Source organism: Streptomyces tamarix (assembly GCF_032423885.1).
Taxonomy (GTDB): Bacteria; Actinomycetota; Actinomycetes; order Streptomycetales; family Streptomycetaceae; genus Streptomyces; species Streptomyces tamarix.
The window spans coordinates 47,582-63,435 of record NZ_JAWCTQ010000036.1 but is presented as its reverse complement, the minus strand read 5'-3'; the positions used below and the strand labels follow the sequence as shown (position 1 = coordinate 63,435).

Below are 15,854 nucleotides of genomic sequence, written 5' to 3'. Positions count from 1 at the left end.
TGCCGGGGCCCCGGCGGGCGGGTCAGGGCCGCCGCGGGGGCTCGTGCGCCTCCCTGCTGCCGAGTTCGCGGAAGACCGCCTGCGCCTCGGCCCACGCCGCCTCCGCGGCTGCCGCGTCGCCGCGGCCGGCCGCCGCGGTGCCCAGGTCCCTCACCGTACGGGCCCGCCACAGGGGCAGGCCCATCCGGTCCCACAGGGTGAGCGCCCGCTCCAGTTCGCGCGTCGCGCCGTCCCAGTCGCGGGCGGCGATCCGGGCCTCGCCGAGGGAGCGCAGGACGAGCGCCTCGCCGAAGAGGTCCCGGCGCTCACGGGTGACCTCCAGGCACCGTTCGAGCCGCTCCCGCGCCTCCCGTACGAGGCCCTGGCGCAGCCGGACCTTGGCCAGGGATTGGCTGGTGTACATCTCGCCGAAGGTGTCGCCGGTCTCCTCGAAGAGGCGCAGGGCGTCGCACAGCAGCCGTTCGGCGTCGGCGAGTTCGCCGCGGGCCCGGTGGCACAGCGCGAGCGAGCGCAGGGTCAGCCCCTCGCCGTGCCGGTCCCCCGCCGCCCGGTACGTCCGCAGGGCCCGGGTGAGGGTCTCCCAGGCCGCGGTGTGGTCGCCGCGGTCGCGGTGGACGGCCCCGATGCCGTACCAGACGTGGGCGAGGGCGGGAGCGGCGCCGTCGGCGGTGTCCCCGTACGCGGCGGTCGCGTCCTCCAGCAGTTCCAGGGCCTCCGTGAAGCGGCCCTGCTCGCGGCGGACGTAGCCCATCCCGGCGAGGGCGTCGGCGCGGCCGCGCGCCACGCCGGTCTCGTCGAACAGGCGCAGGGCGTCCTGGAAGTACGCGAAGGCGTCGTCGAAGCGGTCCTGTTCGAGGCGGAGCCGGCCGAGGCCGTGGAGGAGCCACGCCTCGCCCTCGGCGTCGCCGCTGCGGCGGACGGCCGCCAGGGCGTCGGTGTGCGACCGGGACCAGGCGTCGAACTGGTTGTACAGCGCCGCCGAGCTCGCTATCAGGACGGCCGCCAGGTCACGGGCCGCGCGGGGCAGGCCGTGGTCCGCGCAGTGGGTGACGGCGGCGACCAGGCAGGGCTGTTCGGCGGCGAACCAGGCGGCGGGGGTGGACAGCAGTTCCTCGGCGAGGAACGGGTCGACCAGGGGGGCGGGGCGCCGGTCGGGCAGCAGCCGGGCCGCTCCGCCGGGGCCGCGTGCGGCGGCGGCGCGGCCCAGGGCGAGCCACCAGGCGACGAGGCGCTCCACGGCCGCCGCGCGCTCCTCGGCGGTCTCGTCGGCCAGGCACCGCTCACGGGCGTGTTCCCGGGCCAGGTCGTGGATGCGGTAGCGGGTCTGGCCGGTCCCGTCGACGCCGACCAGCTCCACGAAGTGGCAGTCCACCAGCGTCTCGACGGCCTCCTCCGCGTCCTCGGGGGCGACGTCGAGGAGGGGCGCCGCCACCCAGGCGGCGAAGTCCGGCAGTTCCATCAGGGCCAGTCTGCGCAGGGCCCTGCGCTGCCGCTCCTCCAGTTCGACGTAGCCGAGTTCGAGGCTGGCGCGCACTTCGAGGTCGCCGGCCTGGAGTTCGTCGAGGCGGCGCCGCTCGTCGCGCAGCCGGGTGGCGAGTCGGGCGGCCGTCCAGTGCGGGCGGGCCGCGAGCCGGGCGCCGGCGATGCGCACGGCGAGGGGCAGACGGCCGCACAGGGCGACGATCTCGGCGGTCCTGTCCGGTTCGGTGCCGGTCCTCCCCTCCCCGGCGACCTTGGCCAGGAGCGCCAGCGCCTCGTCCTGCGCGGGGGCCGCCAGGTCCAGGTGGGCGGCTCCTTCGAGGGCGACGAGCCGTCTGCGGCTGGTGATCAGGACGGCCGAGCCTGGACCGGGCGGCAGCAGCGGGCGCAGGTGGGTCTCGCCGACGGCGTTGTCGAGGACGAGGAGCACCCGGCGGCGCGCGATGTGGGTGCGGTACGCGCCGACCAGTTCCTCGGGGCCGCCGGCCAGGGTGTCCGGGTCGACGCCGAGGGCCCGCAGCAGGCGGGCGAGGGCGTCGGCGGTGTGGACGGGGGCGGTGTCGGAGGCGCGCAGGTCGAGGAAGAGCTGCCCGTCCGGGAAGCGTGCGGCGAGCCGGTGGCCGATGTGGACGGCGAGGGCGGTCTTGCCGACGCCGGAGCGGCCGGAGATCACCCCGACGGGGGAGGCGGTGCGCGCGGGGTCGCCGGTGCCGCCGAGGAGGGCCGACGCCCAGGCGATCTCCGCCTCCCGGCCGACGAAGTCCGCCACGTCGGGCGGCAGGTGGCACGGCATCGGGGGCCCGGCGGGAGCGGAGGGCCCGGCGGTCCGGGCGGCCTGGTGGGGGAAGGCCGGGGCGGGGTCGTCGCGGGGCGGGCGGGCCGGTGGCACCGCGGCGGCGGGAGCGGTCACCGGGGCGCCCGGTGCGGCCGTGTCGCCGGTGAGCAGGGCCTGGTACAGGGCGCGCAGCTCGGGCCCTGGGTCGATGCCCAGTTCGGACCGGAGGAGGCGGCGGCCCTCCTCGTAGACGCGCAGCGCGTCGGGGACGCGGCCGGTGCGGGACAGTGCCGTGATCAACTGGCCGCGCAGCCGCTCCCGCAGCGGGTCGGCGGCCACGTGCGCGTACAGCTCGGCGACGATCTCCGCGCCGCCGCCGAGGGCCAGCTCCGCGGCGAACCGGGCCTCCAGGCCGGCGCGGCGCAGTTCGGCCAGGCGGGCGGCCTCGATCCGGGCGAAGGACTGGCCGAGGCCCTCCAGCGCGTCCGGTCCGCGCCACAGCGCCAGCGCGTCCCGGAAGGTCGCGGCGGCCCCGGCGTGGTCGCCGCGGGCGGCCGCGCGCCGGCCGAGCGTCAGGGCCTGCTCGAAGAGATAGGTGTCGACGCGGTCGCGGGGCAGCTCGGCGACGTAGCCCGGGGAGCGCGTGCGGACCGCGGCGTCGCCGCCGTCGGCCCCGGCCAGGGCGCGGCGCAGCGCGGAGACGTGGGAGGCGACGAGGGCCCGGGCGGTGGCGGGGGCCTGCTCCTCCCACACGAGGTCCACCAGACGGTCGACGGACAGGACTTCGCCCGCGTGGACGACCAGCGCCGCGAGTATCGCGGTCGGCTTGGAGCCGTTCAGGGGGACCCTGCGGTCCCCGTCCCACACCTCGGCGGGGCCGAGTAGGCGTACTTCCAGCATGGTCCCCCGGTCCACGGCGCTCGTACCGGGTGCAGACGATACCGGCGGGGGCCTTCGGGCACGACTATCACCGGGCTGCCGGTCGGGCAGTCCGGTCCGGGAACGCCGGCGCGTGCCGGGTACGCGTCGTCCGGGAGGGTGACCTCGCAATCGTCGTCCGGGGTCCTTCGCCCGGGTGACGGGGCGGACGGCGCTCCCGTATGAGCGGTGCGGGCGGGTTCTTCGGCCACGAGGCGGTTCGGCGCCGCCGGCGGAGGCGGCCGGTCCGGGGACGACGCGCGGCACGCCCGAAAACGGCCCCTCCCGCCCCCGGCGGAGCCGGGCACGTCGCCCGCGTCCGGTCATACGGCGGCGCCCCGCCTTCCGTCCCGCACCCGACAGCACCGGGAAGACCCGCGCGGTGCGCGCGATCGAGGGAGCCACCGATGACCGAGCGAACCACCCGCCTGCGCCGCATGGCCGTGACCGGAGCCGCCGCCGTGGGCGCCGTGGCGTCCCTGGTCGGCGCCGCCCCGGCGCAGGCCGCCGCGAACGCGACGACCGTGTACGTCTGGGCCACCGACGTGAACATGCGCTCGTGCAACCTGTTCTCGTGCCCCACGTACGGGAGCGTCAAGGTCAGCCGCATGAACGTCACGGCGTTCTGCCAACAGCGCGGGGACGTCGTGCGCGACGGCGCGTACGTGAACGACTGGTGGCTACTGGTCGACGCGGGCGGCCCGAAGGGCTGGATCAGCGCCGTGTACGTCCGCGGCGGCAGCAACTGGGGCGGGATCCCCGGGGTGTCGACGGACTTCGCCCACTGCCGGTGACCCCGCGCGGCGGTCCCGGCCGGAGCCGCCCCCGAGAACCGCCGCGCCACCGTGCTCGCTTCACTGCTCTGCACGAGGGTCGTTCCCCCCTCCGAGGAGCGACGCGACGTGAACCGTCTGCATGCCGTCCCGTCCGCGCCGGCCCTGGCCGCGACGGCGCTGTCCGCGACGGCCTCGCCCGCCGCGGACATCGGCGCCCTCCGACGCCGATGTCCGCGAGAAGCGCCCCGCCGCGCGCGGCCGGGCCGCGACCGGCAGATCACGTGGGACCCGGCGCCTCCGGACCCGGGCACGGGCCGGCGGCCGAACGCGAAGCGGCTGGTGGACCAGGGCTTCCTCGCCCCGGGGGTGCCCTGACCCCGTACGGCGGGAAGCGGGCCGCCCGTCCCCGGCGCGCGCCAGGGGCGGGCGGCCCCCGGGTCAGGAGGCGGCGTCCAGCCCGGCGACGCGGGCGAGCAGCGCGGCGCGGCCGATGCCGTCGGTCCTGGTCGACGGCACCGTGCAGGCGTGGGCGCCGGCGACCGCCCCGTACAGGGCGGACCTGCGCGGCGGTTCCCCGGTCAGCCGGCCGAACAGGTAGGCGGCGGCGAAGGCGTCGCCCGCGCCGTTGGAGTCCACGACCGGCGAAGGGGGCGCCACGGCCGGCACGCGGGTCAGTTCGCCGTCCGCCAGCAGGTAGGCGCCGTCCGCCCCGGCCGTGGCGACGACCTCCCGGGCCCGGCCGTGCGCCACGATGCCGCGCATGGTCCGCTCGGGGTCGTCGAGGGCGGCGGCGGAGAGGAAGACGACGTCCGCGGCGTGGGCGAACGACGCGTGGTACGGGTTCTCGCCGTCCCAGTCGTGCAGGTCGGTCGAGACGGTGACCCCGGCCGACCGCAGCACGGGCAGGGCGAGGGCGCACGGCTGGGTGATCGAGACGTGGGCGTGGCGGCTCGCGGAGGCGAGGGCGAGGACGGTGTCCTCGGGCAGCCGGTCCGCGTCGCCGCCCCGCGTCCCGTCGTACAGGGAGAGCCTGCGCCCGTCCGGGCCGACGAGGTTGACGGCGCGTTTGGTGCCGGCGGGCTGCGGGACCTCGGTGAGGGGGATGCCGTGGTCGCGGTGGAGGGCACGGACGAGGTCGCCCTCGGGGTCCTCACCGAGCATGTCGAGGTGGTGGGTGCGCAACCCGAGCGCGCTCAGCCCGAGGGCGACGAAGTCGCCGGTCTGGCCGGCCCGGGTCTCGATGCCGGGCCGGATCGTGTAGCTGTCGGCGAAGGGCAACGGCAGTTCGGGCACATACACGATCGTGTCGACACCCGCGCCTCCGAGGACGAGGACGTCGATGTCCGGGGCGCTGCTCATGGGTTCCTTTCGGGGCTGCCGCCGGGCGTCCGGCGGGCGGCCGGGGCGAGGGGCCGGGCCGGGAGCGGCCTTCCGGCAGGGGCACCCCGGGCGCGGCGACGTGCCCCGACCCGTGCGTTCCCCCGCCGAAAGCGGTGCACGGCAGGCTACCTCCCGCCTCCTGCGGATCGTTCGACTACCGGATAATCGGTGAAACGCCCGTCACCGACCGTTTTCTGACGTGTCCTCGGCAGGGCGGTTCGCGGTGGTGCGCGGCGGGGCAGCTTTCCCCGGACCGGTGTGGTCCCGACGCGTGGGGGGTTCGTGGACATGAGAGGTCTGTGGCGGCGGGCCGGGATGCTCGCCGCGCTGCTGGGGAGCGCGCTGGCCGGGGCGGGACTCGCGACGCCGCCCGCCGCCGGGGCGACCGGACGGACGGCGACCGCGGCGGTCGCGCCGCAGGCGCGGGCGGTCGCGCCGGGGGTGGGGTACCGGGTACTGGGCGTCTCCTCGCCCCGTGGCACCGCCCGGGTCCACCTGCTGTCGGTGAACCTGCGTGACCGGCGGGTGTCGGCGGGGCTGCTGTACCCGGGCGTGGTCGCGGCACGGTCGCCGCTGTCGGTGCTCGCGGACCGCGCGGGCGCGGTCGCGGGGGTCAACGGCGACTTCTTCAACCTGTCGGAGGCCCAGCACCCCGGTGTGCCCGCGACGGGTGCCCCGGTCGGTCCGGCTGTGGCCGGTGGGCGGGCGCTGAAGGCCGCGGTGCCGCGCGGGCAGCGGTTCGGCCCGGCGCTGCCGCCCGGCACGAACACACGCATGGTGCTGGGGGTCGACGGCGGCGGGCGGGCACGTCTCGGCGAGTTGGCGCTCGACGGGGAGGTGCGGGCGCCGAGCGGGCGGCTGCGGCTGGGCGGACTCAACCAGTACGCCCTGCCGGTCGGCTCCGTGGGCGTCTTCACCCGCGACTGGGGCACCGTGTCGCGGCTGCGGGCCACGTGCGGAACGGACACCGACCGGGGCGCGCCGTGCAGTTCGGAGACGTACGAGGTGAGGGTGCGCGGCGGCCGGGTCGTCGCGGTGGCGGGCGCGCCCGGGGCCGGGGCGATCGCGGCGGGCACGCAGGTCCTGGTGGGCCGCGAGGCGGGCGCGCGGTGGCTGCGGGGGCTGGCGGTGGGCGACCGTGTGACGGTGCGGCACCGGCTGGTGCCGGTCGGCACGGACCCGAACGTGTCCTTCCGGTTCGCGGTGGGCGGGTACCCGGTCCTGCGCGGCGGGCGGCCGTTGGCGGGGACGGACGCGGTGGTCCCCGCGGTGCGGTCGGCGGCGGGGGTCGCGGACGGCGGGCGGCGGCTGCTGCTCCTCGCGCTGGACGGCGGCCCGGAGTACCGCCCGGGGCTGACGGTCGCCGAACTGGCGGCGCTGCTGCGGAAGCTGGGCGCCTCCGACGGGGTCAACCTGGACGGCGGCGGGTCGTCGACGCTGGTGGCCCGCGTGAACGGCGCCACCGCCGTACGCGTGCTGAACCGTCCCAGCGGCGGCGCCGAGCGGTCCGTCCCCAACGGGATCGGCGTGTTCGTCCGCCCGTGAGGCCCGGTCCTCCGCGTGCGGACGGGCGGGCGGTGTGCTACGGCTGGACGCTGCTGACCGCGTCGGCGGTGGCGGAGACCCCGTTGTAGATGGTGGGGGCGAGGCTCGTGCCGGCGAGGAAGAAACCGAGCAGGGCGCAGACCAGCGCGTGGGAGAGCTTGAGGCCGCCGTTGCGCAGGAAGACCACCGCCAGGATCAACAGAAGCAACACGACGGAGACGGTTACGGCCATGTGTCGTCCTCCTCGGCCCGGTGCCGCACGGGGCGTGCGGCGTTCGGCGGCCAGTCTGGCCCAGTGACGGCGCCGGACGGCCGTACGGCGTGTGGGCCGAACGGGTACGAATCGACCGGCCGTCAGGCCCCCGTCCCCGTGGCCGCACCCGCCTCCGCGGGCACCGGAACCGGAGCCGGGGCCGGAACCGGATCCGAGACCGGAGCCGCGGTGAGCGACGCCCAGTGCACGGTCCGGTCGCACCAGCGGTCCAGCAGGACCCGGTCGTGGCCCACGGCGAGGAGCCCGGCGCCGTGTTCGCGGCGGTACTCCTCGACGGCGGCGACCAGCGCGGCCGTGGTGGACGCGTCGAGCATGGCGGTCATCTCGTCGCACACCAGCCAGCGCGGGCGCAGCACCAGGGCGCGGGCGAGGCAGGCGCGCTGGAGCTGCCCGTCGCTGACCTCGTGGGGGCGGCGGGCCAGCAGGTCGTCGGTGAGGCCGACACGGCGGGCGAGTTCGGCGGTGCGTCCGGCGGCCTCGGCGCGGCGGCCGGTGGCGCGCAGGGGTTCGGCGATCAGGTCGCGCAGGCGCAGCCGGGGGTCGGCGGAGAGGCGGGGCTGCTGGAAGACGACGCCGACCGCGGTGCGCAGCTCGCGCGGCGCGCGGTGGCGCCAGCCGCGCACCGCGCGGCCGTCGACGGTGACGCGGCCCGCGTCGGGGCGGTGCAGCAGGGCGGCGACGCGGGCGAGGGTGGACTTGCCGCAGCCGCTCGGGCCGAGCAGACCGACCGCCTCGCCGGGGGCGACGGTCAGCGAGACGTCCCGGAAGACGGGGTGGCGGCGGTCGTACCCGGCGGTGAGGGAGGCGAGTTCAAGCACGGGCGGTCTCCTCGGCGGCGGTGTCGTCCGGCACGGCGCGGTCCGGCGCGGGATGGTTCGGCGCGGCGTGGTCCGGCGCGGTGCCGTCCAGCGCAGCACGGTCCGGTGCGGTGCCGTCCGACGCGGCGCGGTCCGGCGCGGGATGGTGGCAGGCGACGCCGTCCGTGAGCCGCGGCAGCGTCCGGCAGGCGTCCGTACGGTGGTCGCAGCGGGCGGCGAAGGCGCAGCCGTCCGGCAGGGCGCCCAGCTCCGGGGGCATGCCGGGGATCGGGGTGAAGTCCCGTTCCGGCAGGGCGGCGAGGAGGCCCCGCGCGTACGGGTGACGGGGTCCGGCGGCGCCGAAGAAGCGGTCGGCGGCGGCCACTTCGACGATCCGGCCCGCGTACATGACGGCGACCCGGTCCGCGATCCGCGCGGCCGCCGCCAGGTCGTGGGTGATCAGCAGCAGCGCCCGGCCCTCGTCGGCGTGGCGCCGCAGCTCGTCGACGGTCCGCTCGACCAGGTCGCGGTCGAGGCCGGTGGTCGGCTCGTCCGCGAGCAGCAGCGGCGCGTCCCCGACGAGGGCGAGGGCGGTGGCGGCCCGCTGCGCCTGGCCGCCCGACAGCTCGTGCGGGTGGTGGTCGAGGAGCCCGGCGGGGAACGAGGCCCGTTCGGCCGCCGCGACGGCGGCCGCGCGCAGCTCCGCCCGCGGGGTGCCGACCAGTTCGCGCAGGGTCTCCTCCAGCTGCGCGCGCACGGTCCGCACGGGGGTGAGGTGGGCGGCCGGGGACTGCGGGACGAGCCCGACGCGCCGCCCCCGTACCGTACGGGTGAGGGTGCGCTCGTCGGCGGTCAGCAGGTCGACCCCGTCGATCACCGCCGTGCCGGCGGTCTGGGCGTTGCCCGGCAGGAGGCCGAGCAGCGCGGAGGCGAGGACCGACTTGCCGCAGCCGCTCTCGCCGACGAGGGCGAGGCACTCCCCCGCCGCGAGGTCGAAGCTCACCCCGCTGACGGCGGCGATGTGGCGGTCGCCGCGCATCCGGAAACGTACGGACATCTCCCGTACGGAGAGGACGACGGTGCTCACAGCATCAGCTCCGATCGACGGCGCGGGTTGATCCGTTCCCGCCAGGCACCGGCCAGGCCCGCGATGGCGAGCGTCGGGACGATCAGGAACAGGCCGGGGAAGAGCGTCGGCCACCAGTCGCCGGCGAGCAGCGAACCGCGCGCCGTCTGGACCAGGTTGCCGAGGCTCGCCTGGTGGGGGGGCAGGCCCAGGCCGAGGAACGACAGCGCCGACTCGTGCCACATGGCGTGGGGCACCATGAGGACGGCCGCGAGGCCGGCCTGCGGCAGCACCGCCGGAAGCAGGTGGCGGACGGTCACCCGCCACCGGGACGCGCCGCCGGAGATCGCCGCGTCGACGTACGGGCGGGAACGCAGCGACAGCACCTCGGAGCGGACGATCCGGGCGGTGGACAGCCAGTGCGTGAGCGCGACGGACACGATGACGGGCCACACGCCGGGGCGGAACATCGCCACGACGAAGATGCCGAGCAGCAGGTGCGGCACGGACGAGAAGGTGTCGACCAGCCGCATCACGAGCCGGTCCACCCAGCCGCCGAAGGCCGCGGCCACCGCGCCCACCGCCGTACCGATGACGGTGGCGACGAGCGCCGCGACCAGGCCGACGAGGAGCGAGACGCGCAGGCCGTAGACGCAGCGCAGCAGCAGGTCGCGGCCGACGTCGTCGGTGCCGAAGGGGTGCGCGAACGACGGGGGCCGGAGTTTCAGCGCCAGGTCGACGGCCTGCTGGTCGAGCCGGACCAGCGGCGGTACGAGGAGCACGGCGAGGACGACGGCCGCGACGATCACGGCGGAGACCGCGACCCGGACGGCGCGGGTGGAGCGGCGGGTCCGTCCGTGGGACCTCCACACGAGCTCAGCCATCGAATCCCACCCTCGGGTCGGCCAGTCCGTACAGCAGGTCGGACAGGAGGTTGCCGAGCAGCACGGCCGCCGTGGCGAGCACGGTCAGCGCGGCGAGCAGCGGGAAGTCCACCGACGTGGCGGCCTGCACGGTGGCCGCCGCGATCCCGGGCCAGCTGAAGACGGACTCCACGAGCAGGGCGCCCGTGATGAGCTCGGGCACGCGCGAGCCGATGAGGGTGAGCATCGGGAGCATCCCGGACCGCAGGGCGTGCCCGAGGAGCACGGTGCGCTCGTTCAGGCCACGCGCGCGCGCACCGCGCACGGGGTCCTCGTCGAGCGCGTCGGCGACGCCCTGGCGCACGTACAGGAAGAACCAGGGCAACTGGGAGACGCCGAGGACGAGGGCGGGCAGGACCAGGTGGGAGGCGACCTGCCCGAAGGTGACGGTCTCGCTGGCGGTGTCGGTGAGGCCACCGGCGGGCAGCACGCCGAGCTCCAGGGCGAAGAACCAGATGGCGAGCAGCCCGAGCCAGAAGGCGGGGGCGGCTTCCAGGGTGTACGCGGCCGCGCTGACGCTCCGGTCGAGCCAGCCGCCGCGGCGGCGGGCGGCCAGCACGCCCAGCGCCGTGCCGAGCAGGATGGCGACGGCGAAGGCGGTGGCGGCGAGCAGCGCCGACCAGCCGATGCGTTCGGCGATGACGTCGGCGACGGGCTGGCGCATGACGCTGGAGTCGCCGAGGTCGCCGGTGAGGGCCGAGGTGAGCCAACCCCACCAGCGCGGGACGAGCGGCTGGTCGACGCCCAGGTTGGCGCGCAGTTGGTCGAGGTTCTCCTGCGAGGCGGTGAGCCCGGCGGTCCCGGCGTACGCCTTGACGGGGTCGAAGGGGGACGCCGCGGCGACGGCGAAGACCCCGAACGTCACCAGGAGGAGCACGGGGACGGCGAACAGGGCCCGACGCCCCGCCATCCGGGCCATCGCCCCCCAGGGGAGGCGACGGCCGGCCTGCTTGACGGTCACTTCTTGGGGGCCCAGTTCTCGATGTTCCACCAGGGGCCCGCGGCGAGGCCGTGGTCGTGCGGCTCGACCTGGGTGGAGAGCCCGTCCCAGTCGTCGTCGACCACGTACAGGTGGTCGATGTGGGTGAGGAAGGTGTAGCCCGGGTTCTTCACCAGTTCGCGCTGGACGGTGTCGTACGCGGCCTTGCGGGCGGCCTTGTCGTCGGTCCTGCGGCCCTCTTCGAGGGCCTTGTCGACGGCGGGGTTGTCGTACCAGGCCATGTTGTTGAAGCCGTCGCCGCCGAGGGAGGAATTGAGCAGCAGGTACTGGTCGAAGTCGGGGTCGCCGGGCGAGCCGCCGCCGGCGAGGACCGCGTCGTGCTTCATGCGCGGCTCGATGACCTCCCAGGTGCCGGCCTGGGTCGTGATGTCGATGCCGGCCTTCTTGGCGTCGGAGGCGTAGGCGAGGGCGTGTTCCTGGCGGAGCTTGTCGCCGGAGACGTACCACAGGGGGAAGGCGGCGCGGACGCCGTCCTTGACGCGGATGCCGTCGGGGCCGGGCTTCCAGCCGGCGTCGTCGAGGATCTTCTTCGCCCGGTCGAGGTCGTGGGGGCGTTCGGTGCCCTTGGTGAACCACTCGCTGTCGGTGGGCACCGGGCCGTAGGCGGGCTTCCCGGCGCCTTCGAGGATCTTGTCGACCATGGCCTGGCGGTCGACGGCGACGTCGAGGGCGCGGCGGATCGCGGTGTCGCCGGTGACCTCGTTGTGGGTGGGCAGGGTGACCAGGCGGTAGTCGTAGCTGGTCGCCGCGTACGTCTTCTTCGCCTTGTCGTCCTTGAAGCCCTTGGCGAGGTTCGGGGGCAGGATCGCGCCGTCGAGGTCGCCGGAGCGGAGGCGGGTGGCGCGGACGTCGTCGTCCTTGATGATCGCCATGGTGAACTTCTTCACCTCGGGCGCGCCGCCCCAGTAGTCGGGGTTGGCCTTGAAGGTGAGCTTCTCGCCCTTGGACCAGTCGGTGAGGACGTACGGGCCGGTGCCGACGGGCTTGGTGGTGAAGGGGCCGCTGTTCACGTCCTGCTTCGCCGCGACGTGCTCGGGGGCGATGGCGAGGACGGTGCGCTGGGCGAAGGCCGCGTAGGGGTACTTGAGGGTGAAGACGACGGTGTCGTCGCCGACCGCCTTGACGTCCTTGAGGGCGTCCAGCTCCGTCTTGGACGGGTTGTTGGTCCGCTTGTCGAGGATGGTGCGGTACGTGAAGACGACGTCCTCGGCGGTGAAGGGCTCGCCGTCGCTGAACTTCACGCCCTTGCGGAGCCGGTACGTGTACGTCAGGCCGTCGGCGCTCACCTCGGGCAGCGCGACGGCGAGGGCGGGCTTGAGCTTCATGTCGGCGTCGAAGGCGAGGAGGCCGTCGAACACCTTGGAGTTGCCGTCCTTGCCGTAGCCGAGGAGGGGGCTGAGCGTGTCGGGCTCGTAGGCGATGCCCACGACGACGCCGTCCCCCGCGGCGGAGCCGCCGGAGCCGGAGCCGCCCGGGTTCGAGCAGGCCGCCGCGGTGAGGGCCAGGGCTGTGGCCAAGGCCGCGGCGGCCGTGCCGCGTATCGGTCGGACGGGTCGGGTGGTCATGCGCCACACCCCTTGTGGAAGATCAACTGTTGTTGCGAACGACTCGCAATTAAACAGCACGCGCAGGGGTGTGTCGTCAAGGGCCCTTACGGGGTGGGGGCGGGGAGGTCCACGAGGGCCGCGAGGGCGTCCTTGTGGTGGCCGGCCGACCCGTACGCGAGCTGGTCGGCCTTGGCGCGCTTGAGGTAGAGGTGCGCCGGGTGCTCCCACGTCATGCCGGTGCCGCCGTGCAGCTGTACGCACTCCTCCGCCGCGTGCACGGCGACGCGGGAGCAGTACGCCTGGGCGACGGCCACCGCGAGGGGCGCCTCGGGGCTGTCCGCGGCGAGCGCGTCGGCGGCGTTCCGGGCGGCGGCGCGGGCTCCGGCGACCTCCAGCCACAGCTCGGCCATGCGGTGCTTGAGCGCCTGGAAGGAGCCGATCGGCCGGTTGAACTGGTGGCGCGTCCGGGTGTGCCGCACCGCCTCCTCCAGGCACCACTCGGCGAGCCCGAGCTGTTCGGAGGCGAGCAGCCCGGCCCCGGCGAGCAGCCCGGCCCGGACGGCCGCGCGGGAGGCGTCGGCGTCCGCGAGGCGGGTGCCGGAGGCGGTGGGGAGGACCTCGACGGAGGCGAGGGGGCGGGTCAGGTCGAGCGGGGTCTGCGGCCGGACGGCGACGTCCGCGGCGTCGACGGCGTACAGGCCGTCGGGGCGCGGGACGAGGAGGACGTCGGCGAGGACGGCGTCCGCGACGGCGGCGGTCGCGCCCTCCGCGGGGACGGGGGTGTCCGGGCCCGCGGTGAGCGGGACGGCGAGGACGGCGGTCCGGCGTCCGGCGGCGAGGTCGGCGAGGAGCGGCGCGGCCGGGTCGGACGGGCCGAGGGCGAGCAGCGTCCCGGTCGCGACGACGGAGCTGGTGAGGTACGGCAGCGGGGTCACCGCGCGGCCCAGCTCCTCCAGGACGACGGCGGCCTCGCGGTGGCTCGCGCCCTGGCCGCCGAGCTTCTCGGGGACGAGGAGGCCGGCGGCGCCGATGTCCCCGGCGAGGGCGTTCCACAGCTCCGCGTCGTACGGGCCGGCCCCCTCCAGGCGGGCGGGCAGGGCGGCCGGGTCGGCGCGGTCGGCGAGCAGGGCGCGTACGGCGGCCCGCAGGTCCGACTCGGCCTCGGAGTAGAGCAGATCCGTCATCGCGCGAGGTCCTTCCACGGGACGTCCTTGTCGTCGCGCGGCTCGGCGGGCAGCCCGAGGACGCGTTCGGCGACGATGTTCAGCAGTACTTCGCTCGTGCCGCCCTCGATGGAGTTGCCCTTCGAGCGCAGGTAACGGTAGCCGGCCTCGCGGCCGGTGAAGTCGACCAGCTCGGGGCGGCGCATCGTCCAGTCGTCGTACAGCAGGCCGTCCTGGGCGAGGATTTCCACCTCCAGGCCGCTGATCTGCTGGTTGAGGCGGGCGAAGGCGAGCTTCATGGCGCTGCCCTCGGGGCCGGGGCGGCCGGTGGCGAGCTGCTGGCGCAGGCGCTCCCCGGTCAGCCGGGCCACCTCGGCGTCCACCCACAGGTCGAGGAGGCGCCGGTGCAGGTCGTGGGTGCGCAGCTCGGGGCGGTCGCGCCAGGTGCGGGCGGCGCGCCCGATCATGCCGCCCTCGCGGGGGATGCGGGCGCCGCCGATGGCGACGCGCTCGTTCATGAGCGTGGTGCGGGCGACGGCCCAGCCGTCGCCGACCTCGCCGAGGCGGTGGCTGTCGGGGATGCGCACGCCGGTGAGGAACACCTCGTTGAACTCGGCCTCGCCGGTGATCTGGCGCAGGGGCCTGACCTCCACGCCGGGGTCGGTCATGTCGCACAGGAAGTAGGTGATGCCGCGGTGCTTGGGGGCGTCGGGGTCGGTGCGGGCGATGAGGATGGCCCAGCGGGCGAGGTGGGCGCTGGACGTCCACACCTTCTGTCCGTCGACGACCCAGTCCCCCTCGCCGTCGCGGACGGCGCGGGTGCCGAGGGCGGCCAGGTCGGAGCCGGCGCCGGGCTCGCTGAACAGCTGGCACCACACCTCCTCGCCGGTCCACAGGGGGCGCAGGAAGCGCTGCTTCTGCTCCTCGGTCCCGTACGCGAGGATCGTCGGCGCGGCCATGCCGAGGCCGATGCCGATGCGGCGCGGGTCGTTGTCGGGGGCGCCCGCAGCGGCGAGTTCGGCGTCGACGACGGCCTGGAGGGCGGGGTCCGCGCCGAGGCCGCCGAGGCCCTGCGGGTAGTGGACCCAGGCGAGGCCGGCGTCGAAGCGGGCGCCCAGGAAGTCGGCGCGGTCGGTGGTGGCGGGCGGGTGGGCGGCGAGGAGGCCGCGCACCCGGTCGCGCAGGTCGGCTGCGGTGACGGTCATCGGGTGGCTCCTTCCGGGCCGCCGGGGAGGACGACGAGGCGGCCGGTGGTGGTGCCGTCGGCGACGCGCTGGACGGCGGAGGCGGCGTCGGCGAAGGGGACGCGTTCGCTGACGAGCGGCTTGATCAGGCCCTTCGCGGCGTAGTCGGTGAGGGTGTCGTGGCACGCGCGGACGGCGGCGGGGTCCTTCTGGTTGTACAGGCCCCAGTGCAGGCCGAGGATCGCGTAGTTCTTGACCAGGGCGTGGTTGAGGCCGGGGGCGGGGATGTCGCCGCTGGCGAAGCCGACGACGACGATCCGGCCCTCGAAGGCGACGCACTTGGCGGAGGCGGCGTAGGCGGGGCCGCCGACCGGGTCGTAGACCACGTCGGCGCCGCGGCCGCCGGTGGCCTCCTTGACGGCGGCGACGATGTCGTCGGCGTGCCGGTCGACGACGGTGTCGCAGCCGAGGGCGCGGGCGGTGGCGGCCTTGGCGGCGCCGCCGACGACGCCGATGACGCGGGCGCCGGCCGCCTTGCCGAGCTGGACGGCGGCGCTGCCGACCCCGCCGGCGGCGGCGTGGACGAGGAGGGTCTCGCCCTCGCGCAGGCCGGCGCGGCGGTGCAGGCCGAACCAACCGGTCTGGTAGCCGATGTGCAGGGCGGCGGCCTCGGCGTCGTCGAGGGTTTCGGGGGCGGGGAGCACGGCGGCCTCGTCGGCCACGGTGTACTCGGCGAGTCCGCCGTGCGGCAGGGTGGGCGTGGCGATCACGCGGCGGCCGTCCTCCGTCTCGGCGCAGATCTCGACGCCGGGGGTGAAGGGGAGCGGCGGGCGCACCTGGTAGTGGCCGCGGCAGAGGAGGGCGTCCGGGAAGTTGACGTTCGCGGCCCGCACCCTCAGCAGCAACTGCCCGGGGCCGGGCACGGGCCGGTCGGTCTCGTCGAGCCGCATCACCTCGCTCGGCTCGCCGTTCCGGTGCACGCGCCATGCCTGCATTGGGGCCTCCACAGAAGAGTCGGGCAGTACCG

At 75.9% G+C, this 15,854-nt stretch carries 14 protein-coding genes; 3 read left to right on the top strand and 11 right to left on the bottom strand.

Features of this window, described 5'->3' with window-relative positions; translation table 11 throughout:
- Positions 1-22: 22 nt before the first annotated feature.
- Positions 23-3,154: an AfsR/SARP family transcriptional regulator gene (locus RND61_RS24215; protein ID WP_315880186.1), complete on the bottom strand. Its 3,132-nt coding sequence runs from the start codon at positions 3,152-3,154 to the stop codon at positions 23-25.
- A gap of 425 nt (positions 3,155-3,579) precedes the next feature.
- Between RND61_RS24215 and RND61_RS24210 the strand changes: the two genes are divergently transcribed.
- Both RND61_RS24210 and RND61_RS24205 read left to right on the top strand, forming a co-directional pair.
- Positions 3,580-3,966, top strand: a complete 387-nt coding sequence (locus RND61_RS24210) for a peptidase M23 (RefSeq protein WP_315880185.1) — start codon at positions 3,580-3,582, stop codon at positions 3,964-3,966.
- A 108-nt stretch (positions 3,967-4,074) separates the two neighbouring features.
- Complete coding sequence (locus RND61_RS24205) at positions 4,075-4,323, top strand: hypothetical protein (RefSeq protein WP_315880184.1); 249 nt, start codon at positions 4,075-4,077, stop codon at positions 4,321-4,323.
- A gap of 63 nt (positions 4,324-4,386) precedes the next feature.
- Here RND61_RS24205 and RND61_RS24200 read toward each other — a convergent pair whose 3' ends face one another.
- On the bottom strand, positions 4,387-5,307 hold the full coding sequence (locus tag RND61_RS24200) for an adenosine kinase (protein ID WP_315880183.1): 921 nt from the start codon (positions 5,305-5,307) through the stop codon (positions 4,387-4,389).
- A 309-nt stretch (positions 5,308-5,616) separates the two neighbouring features.
- On the opposite strand from RND61_RS24200, the gene RND61_RS24195 reads away from it, so the two are divergent.
- Entirely contained in the window at positions 5,617-6,873 is a 1,257-nt protein-coding gene (locus RND61_RS24195; protein WP_315880202.1) for a phosphodiester glycosidase family protein, read from the top strand.
- Between the two features lie 37 nt (positions 6,874-6,910).
- On the opposite strand, the gene RND61_RS24190 is transcribed toward RND61_RS24195, so the two are convergent.
- From RND61_RS24190 to RND61_RS24150, 9 genes are all read right to left on the bottom strand, one after another.
- A complete protein-coding gene (locus RND61_RS24190) occupies positions 6,911-7,105 on the bottom strand; it encodes a hypothetical protein (protein ID WP_315880182.1) in 195 nt (64 codons plus the stop codon).
- A gap of 122 nt (positions 7,106-7,227) precedes the next feature.
- Positions 7,228-7,965 carry an ABC transporter ATP-binding protein gene (locus tag RND61_RS24185; RefSeq protein ID WP_315880181.1) on the bottom strand — a complete coding sequence of 246 codons (738 nt, stop codon included), beginning with the start codon at positions 7,963-7,965 and terminating at the stop codon, positions 7,228-7,230.
- Positions 7,958-9,031, bottom strand: coding sequence for an ABC transporter ATP-binding protein (locus RND61_RS24180; RefSeq protein WP_315880180.1), 1,074 nt, complete (start codon positions 9,029-9,031; stop codon positions 7,958-7,960). The genes RND61_RS24185 and RND61_RS24180 overlap by 8 nt, the downstream gene beginning before the upstream one ends.
- Entirely contained in the window at positions 9,028-9,894 is an 867-nt protein-coding gene (locus tag RND61_RS24175) for an ABC transporter permease (RefSeq protein ID WP_315880179.1), read from the bottom strand. The genes RND61_RS24180 and RND61_RS24175 overlap by 4 nt, the downstream gene beginning before the upstream one ends.
- Entirely contained in the window at positions 9,887-10,852 is a 966-nt protein-coding gene (locus RND61_RS24170) for an ABC transporter permease (protein WP_315880201.1), read from the bottom strand. Before RND61_RS24170 ends, RND61_RS24175 begins: the two co-directional genes overlap by 8 nt.
- Positions 10,853-10,890: 38 nt before the next feature.
- Positions 10,891-12,498, bottom strand: coding sequence for an ABC transporter substrate-binding protein (locus tag RND61_RS24165; RefSeq protein ID WP_315880178.1), 1,608 nt, complete (start codon positions 12,496-12,498; stop codon positions 10,891-10,893).
- Between the two features lie 86 nt (positions 12,499-12,584).
- The gene (locus tag RND61_RS24160; protein WP_315880177.1) at positions 12,585-13,664 is read right to left on the bottom strand and encodes an acyl-CoA dehydrogenase family protein; all 1,080 of its coding nucleotides are present in this window, start codon (positions 13,662-13,664) and stop codon (positions 12,585-12,587) included.
- On the bottom strand, positions 13,661-14,848 hold the full coding sequence (locus tag RND61_RS24155; RefSeq protein ID WP_315880176.1) for an acyl-CoA dehydrogenase family protein: 1,188 nt from the start codon (positions 14,846-14,848) through the stop codon (positions 13,661-13,663). Before RND61_RS24155 ends, RND61_RS24160 begins: the two co-directional genes overlap by 4 nt.
- Positions 14,845-15,822 (bottom strand): NADPH:quinone oxidoreductase family protein, encoded by a 978-nt coding sequence (locus RND61_RS24150; RefSeq protein ID WP_315880175.1) that lies wholly within the window; start codon positions 15,820-15,822, stop codon positions 14,845-14,847. The genes RND61_RS24155 and RND61_RS24150 overlap by 4 nt, the downstream gene beginning before the upstream one ends.
- Positions 15,823-15,854 lie beyond the last annotated feature (32 nt).

What these genes read in the sequence shown, in the direction of transcription:
- RND61_RS24170 (WP_315880201.1), bottom strand. Translation starts at nt 10,852, where the DNA reads ATGGCCCGGATGGCGGGGCGTCGGGCCCTGTTCGCCGTCCCCGTGCTC.
- RND61_RS24210 (WP_315880185.1), top strand. Translation starts at nt 3,580, where the DNA reads ATGACCGAGCGAACCACCCGCCTGCGCCGCATGGCCGTGACCGGAGCC.
- RND61_RS24155 (WP_315880176.1), bottom strand. Translation starts at nt 14,848, where the DNA reads ATGACCGTCACCGCAGCCGACCTGCGCGACCGGGTGCGCGGCCTCCTC.
- RND61_RS24200 (WP_315880183.1), bottom strand. Translation starts at nt 5,307, where the DNA reads ATGAGCAGCGCCCCGGACATCGACGTCCTCGTCCTCGGAGGCGCGGGT.
- RND61_RS24215 (WP_315880186.1), bottom strand. Translation starts at nt 3,154, where the DNA reads ATGCTGGAAGTACGCCTACTCGGCCCCGCCGAGGTGTGGGACGGGGAC.
- RND61_RS24195 (WP_315880202.1), top strand. Translation starts at nt 5,617, where the DNA reads ATGAGAGGTCTGTGGCGGCGGGCCGGGATGCTCGCCGCGCTGCTGGGG.
- RND61_RS24160 (WP_315880177.1), bottom strand. Translation starts at nt 13,664, where the DNA reads ATGACGGATCTGCTCTACTCCGAGGCCGAGTCGGACCTGCGGGCCGCC.
- RND61_RS24190 (WP_315880182.1), bottom strand. Translation starts at nt 7,105, where the DNA reads ATGGCCGTAACCGTCTCCGTCGTGTTGCTTCTGTTGATCCTGGCGGTG.
- RND61_RS24150 (WP_315880175.1), bottom strand. Translation starts at nt 15,822, where the DNA reads ATGCAGGCATGGCGCGTGCACCGGAACGGCGAGCCGAGCGAGGTGATG.
- RND61_RS24165 (WP_315880178.1), bottom strand. Translation starts at nt 12,498, where the DNA reads ATGACCACCCGACCCGTCCGACCGATACGCGGCACGGCCGCCGCGGCC.
- RND61_RS24175 (WP_315880179.1), bottom strand. Translation starts at nt 9,894, where the DNA reads ATGGCTGAGCTCGTGTGGAGGTCCCACGGACGGACCCGCCGCTCCACC.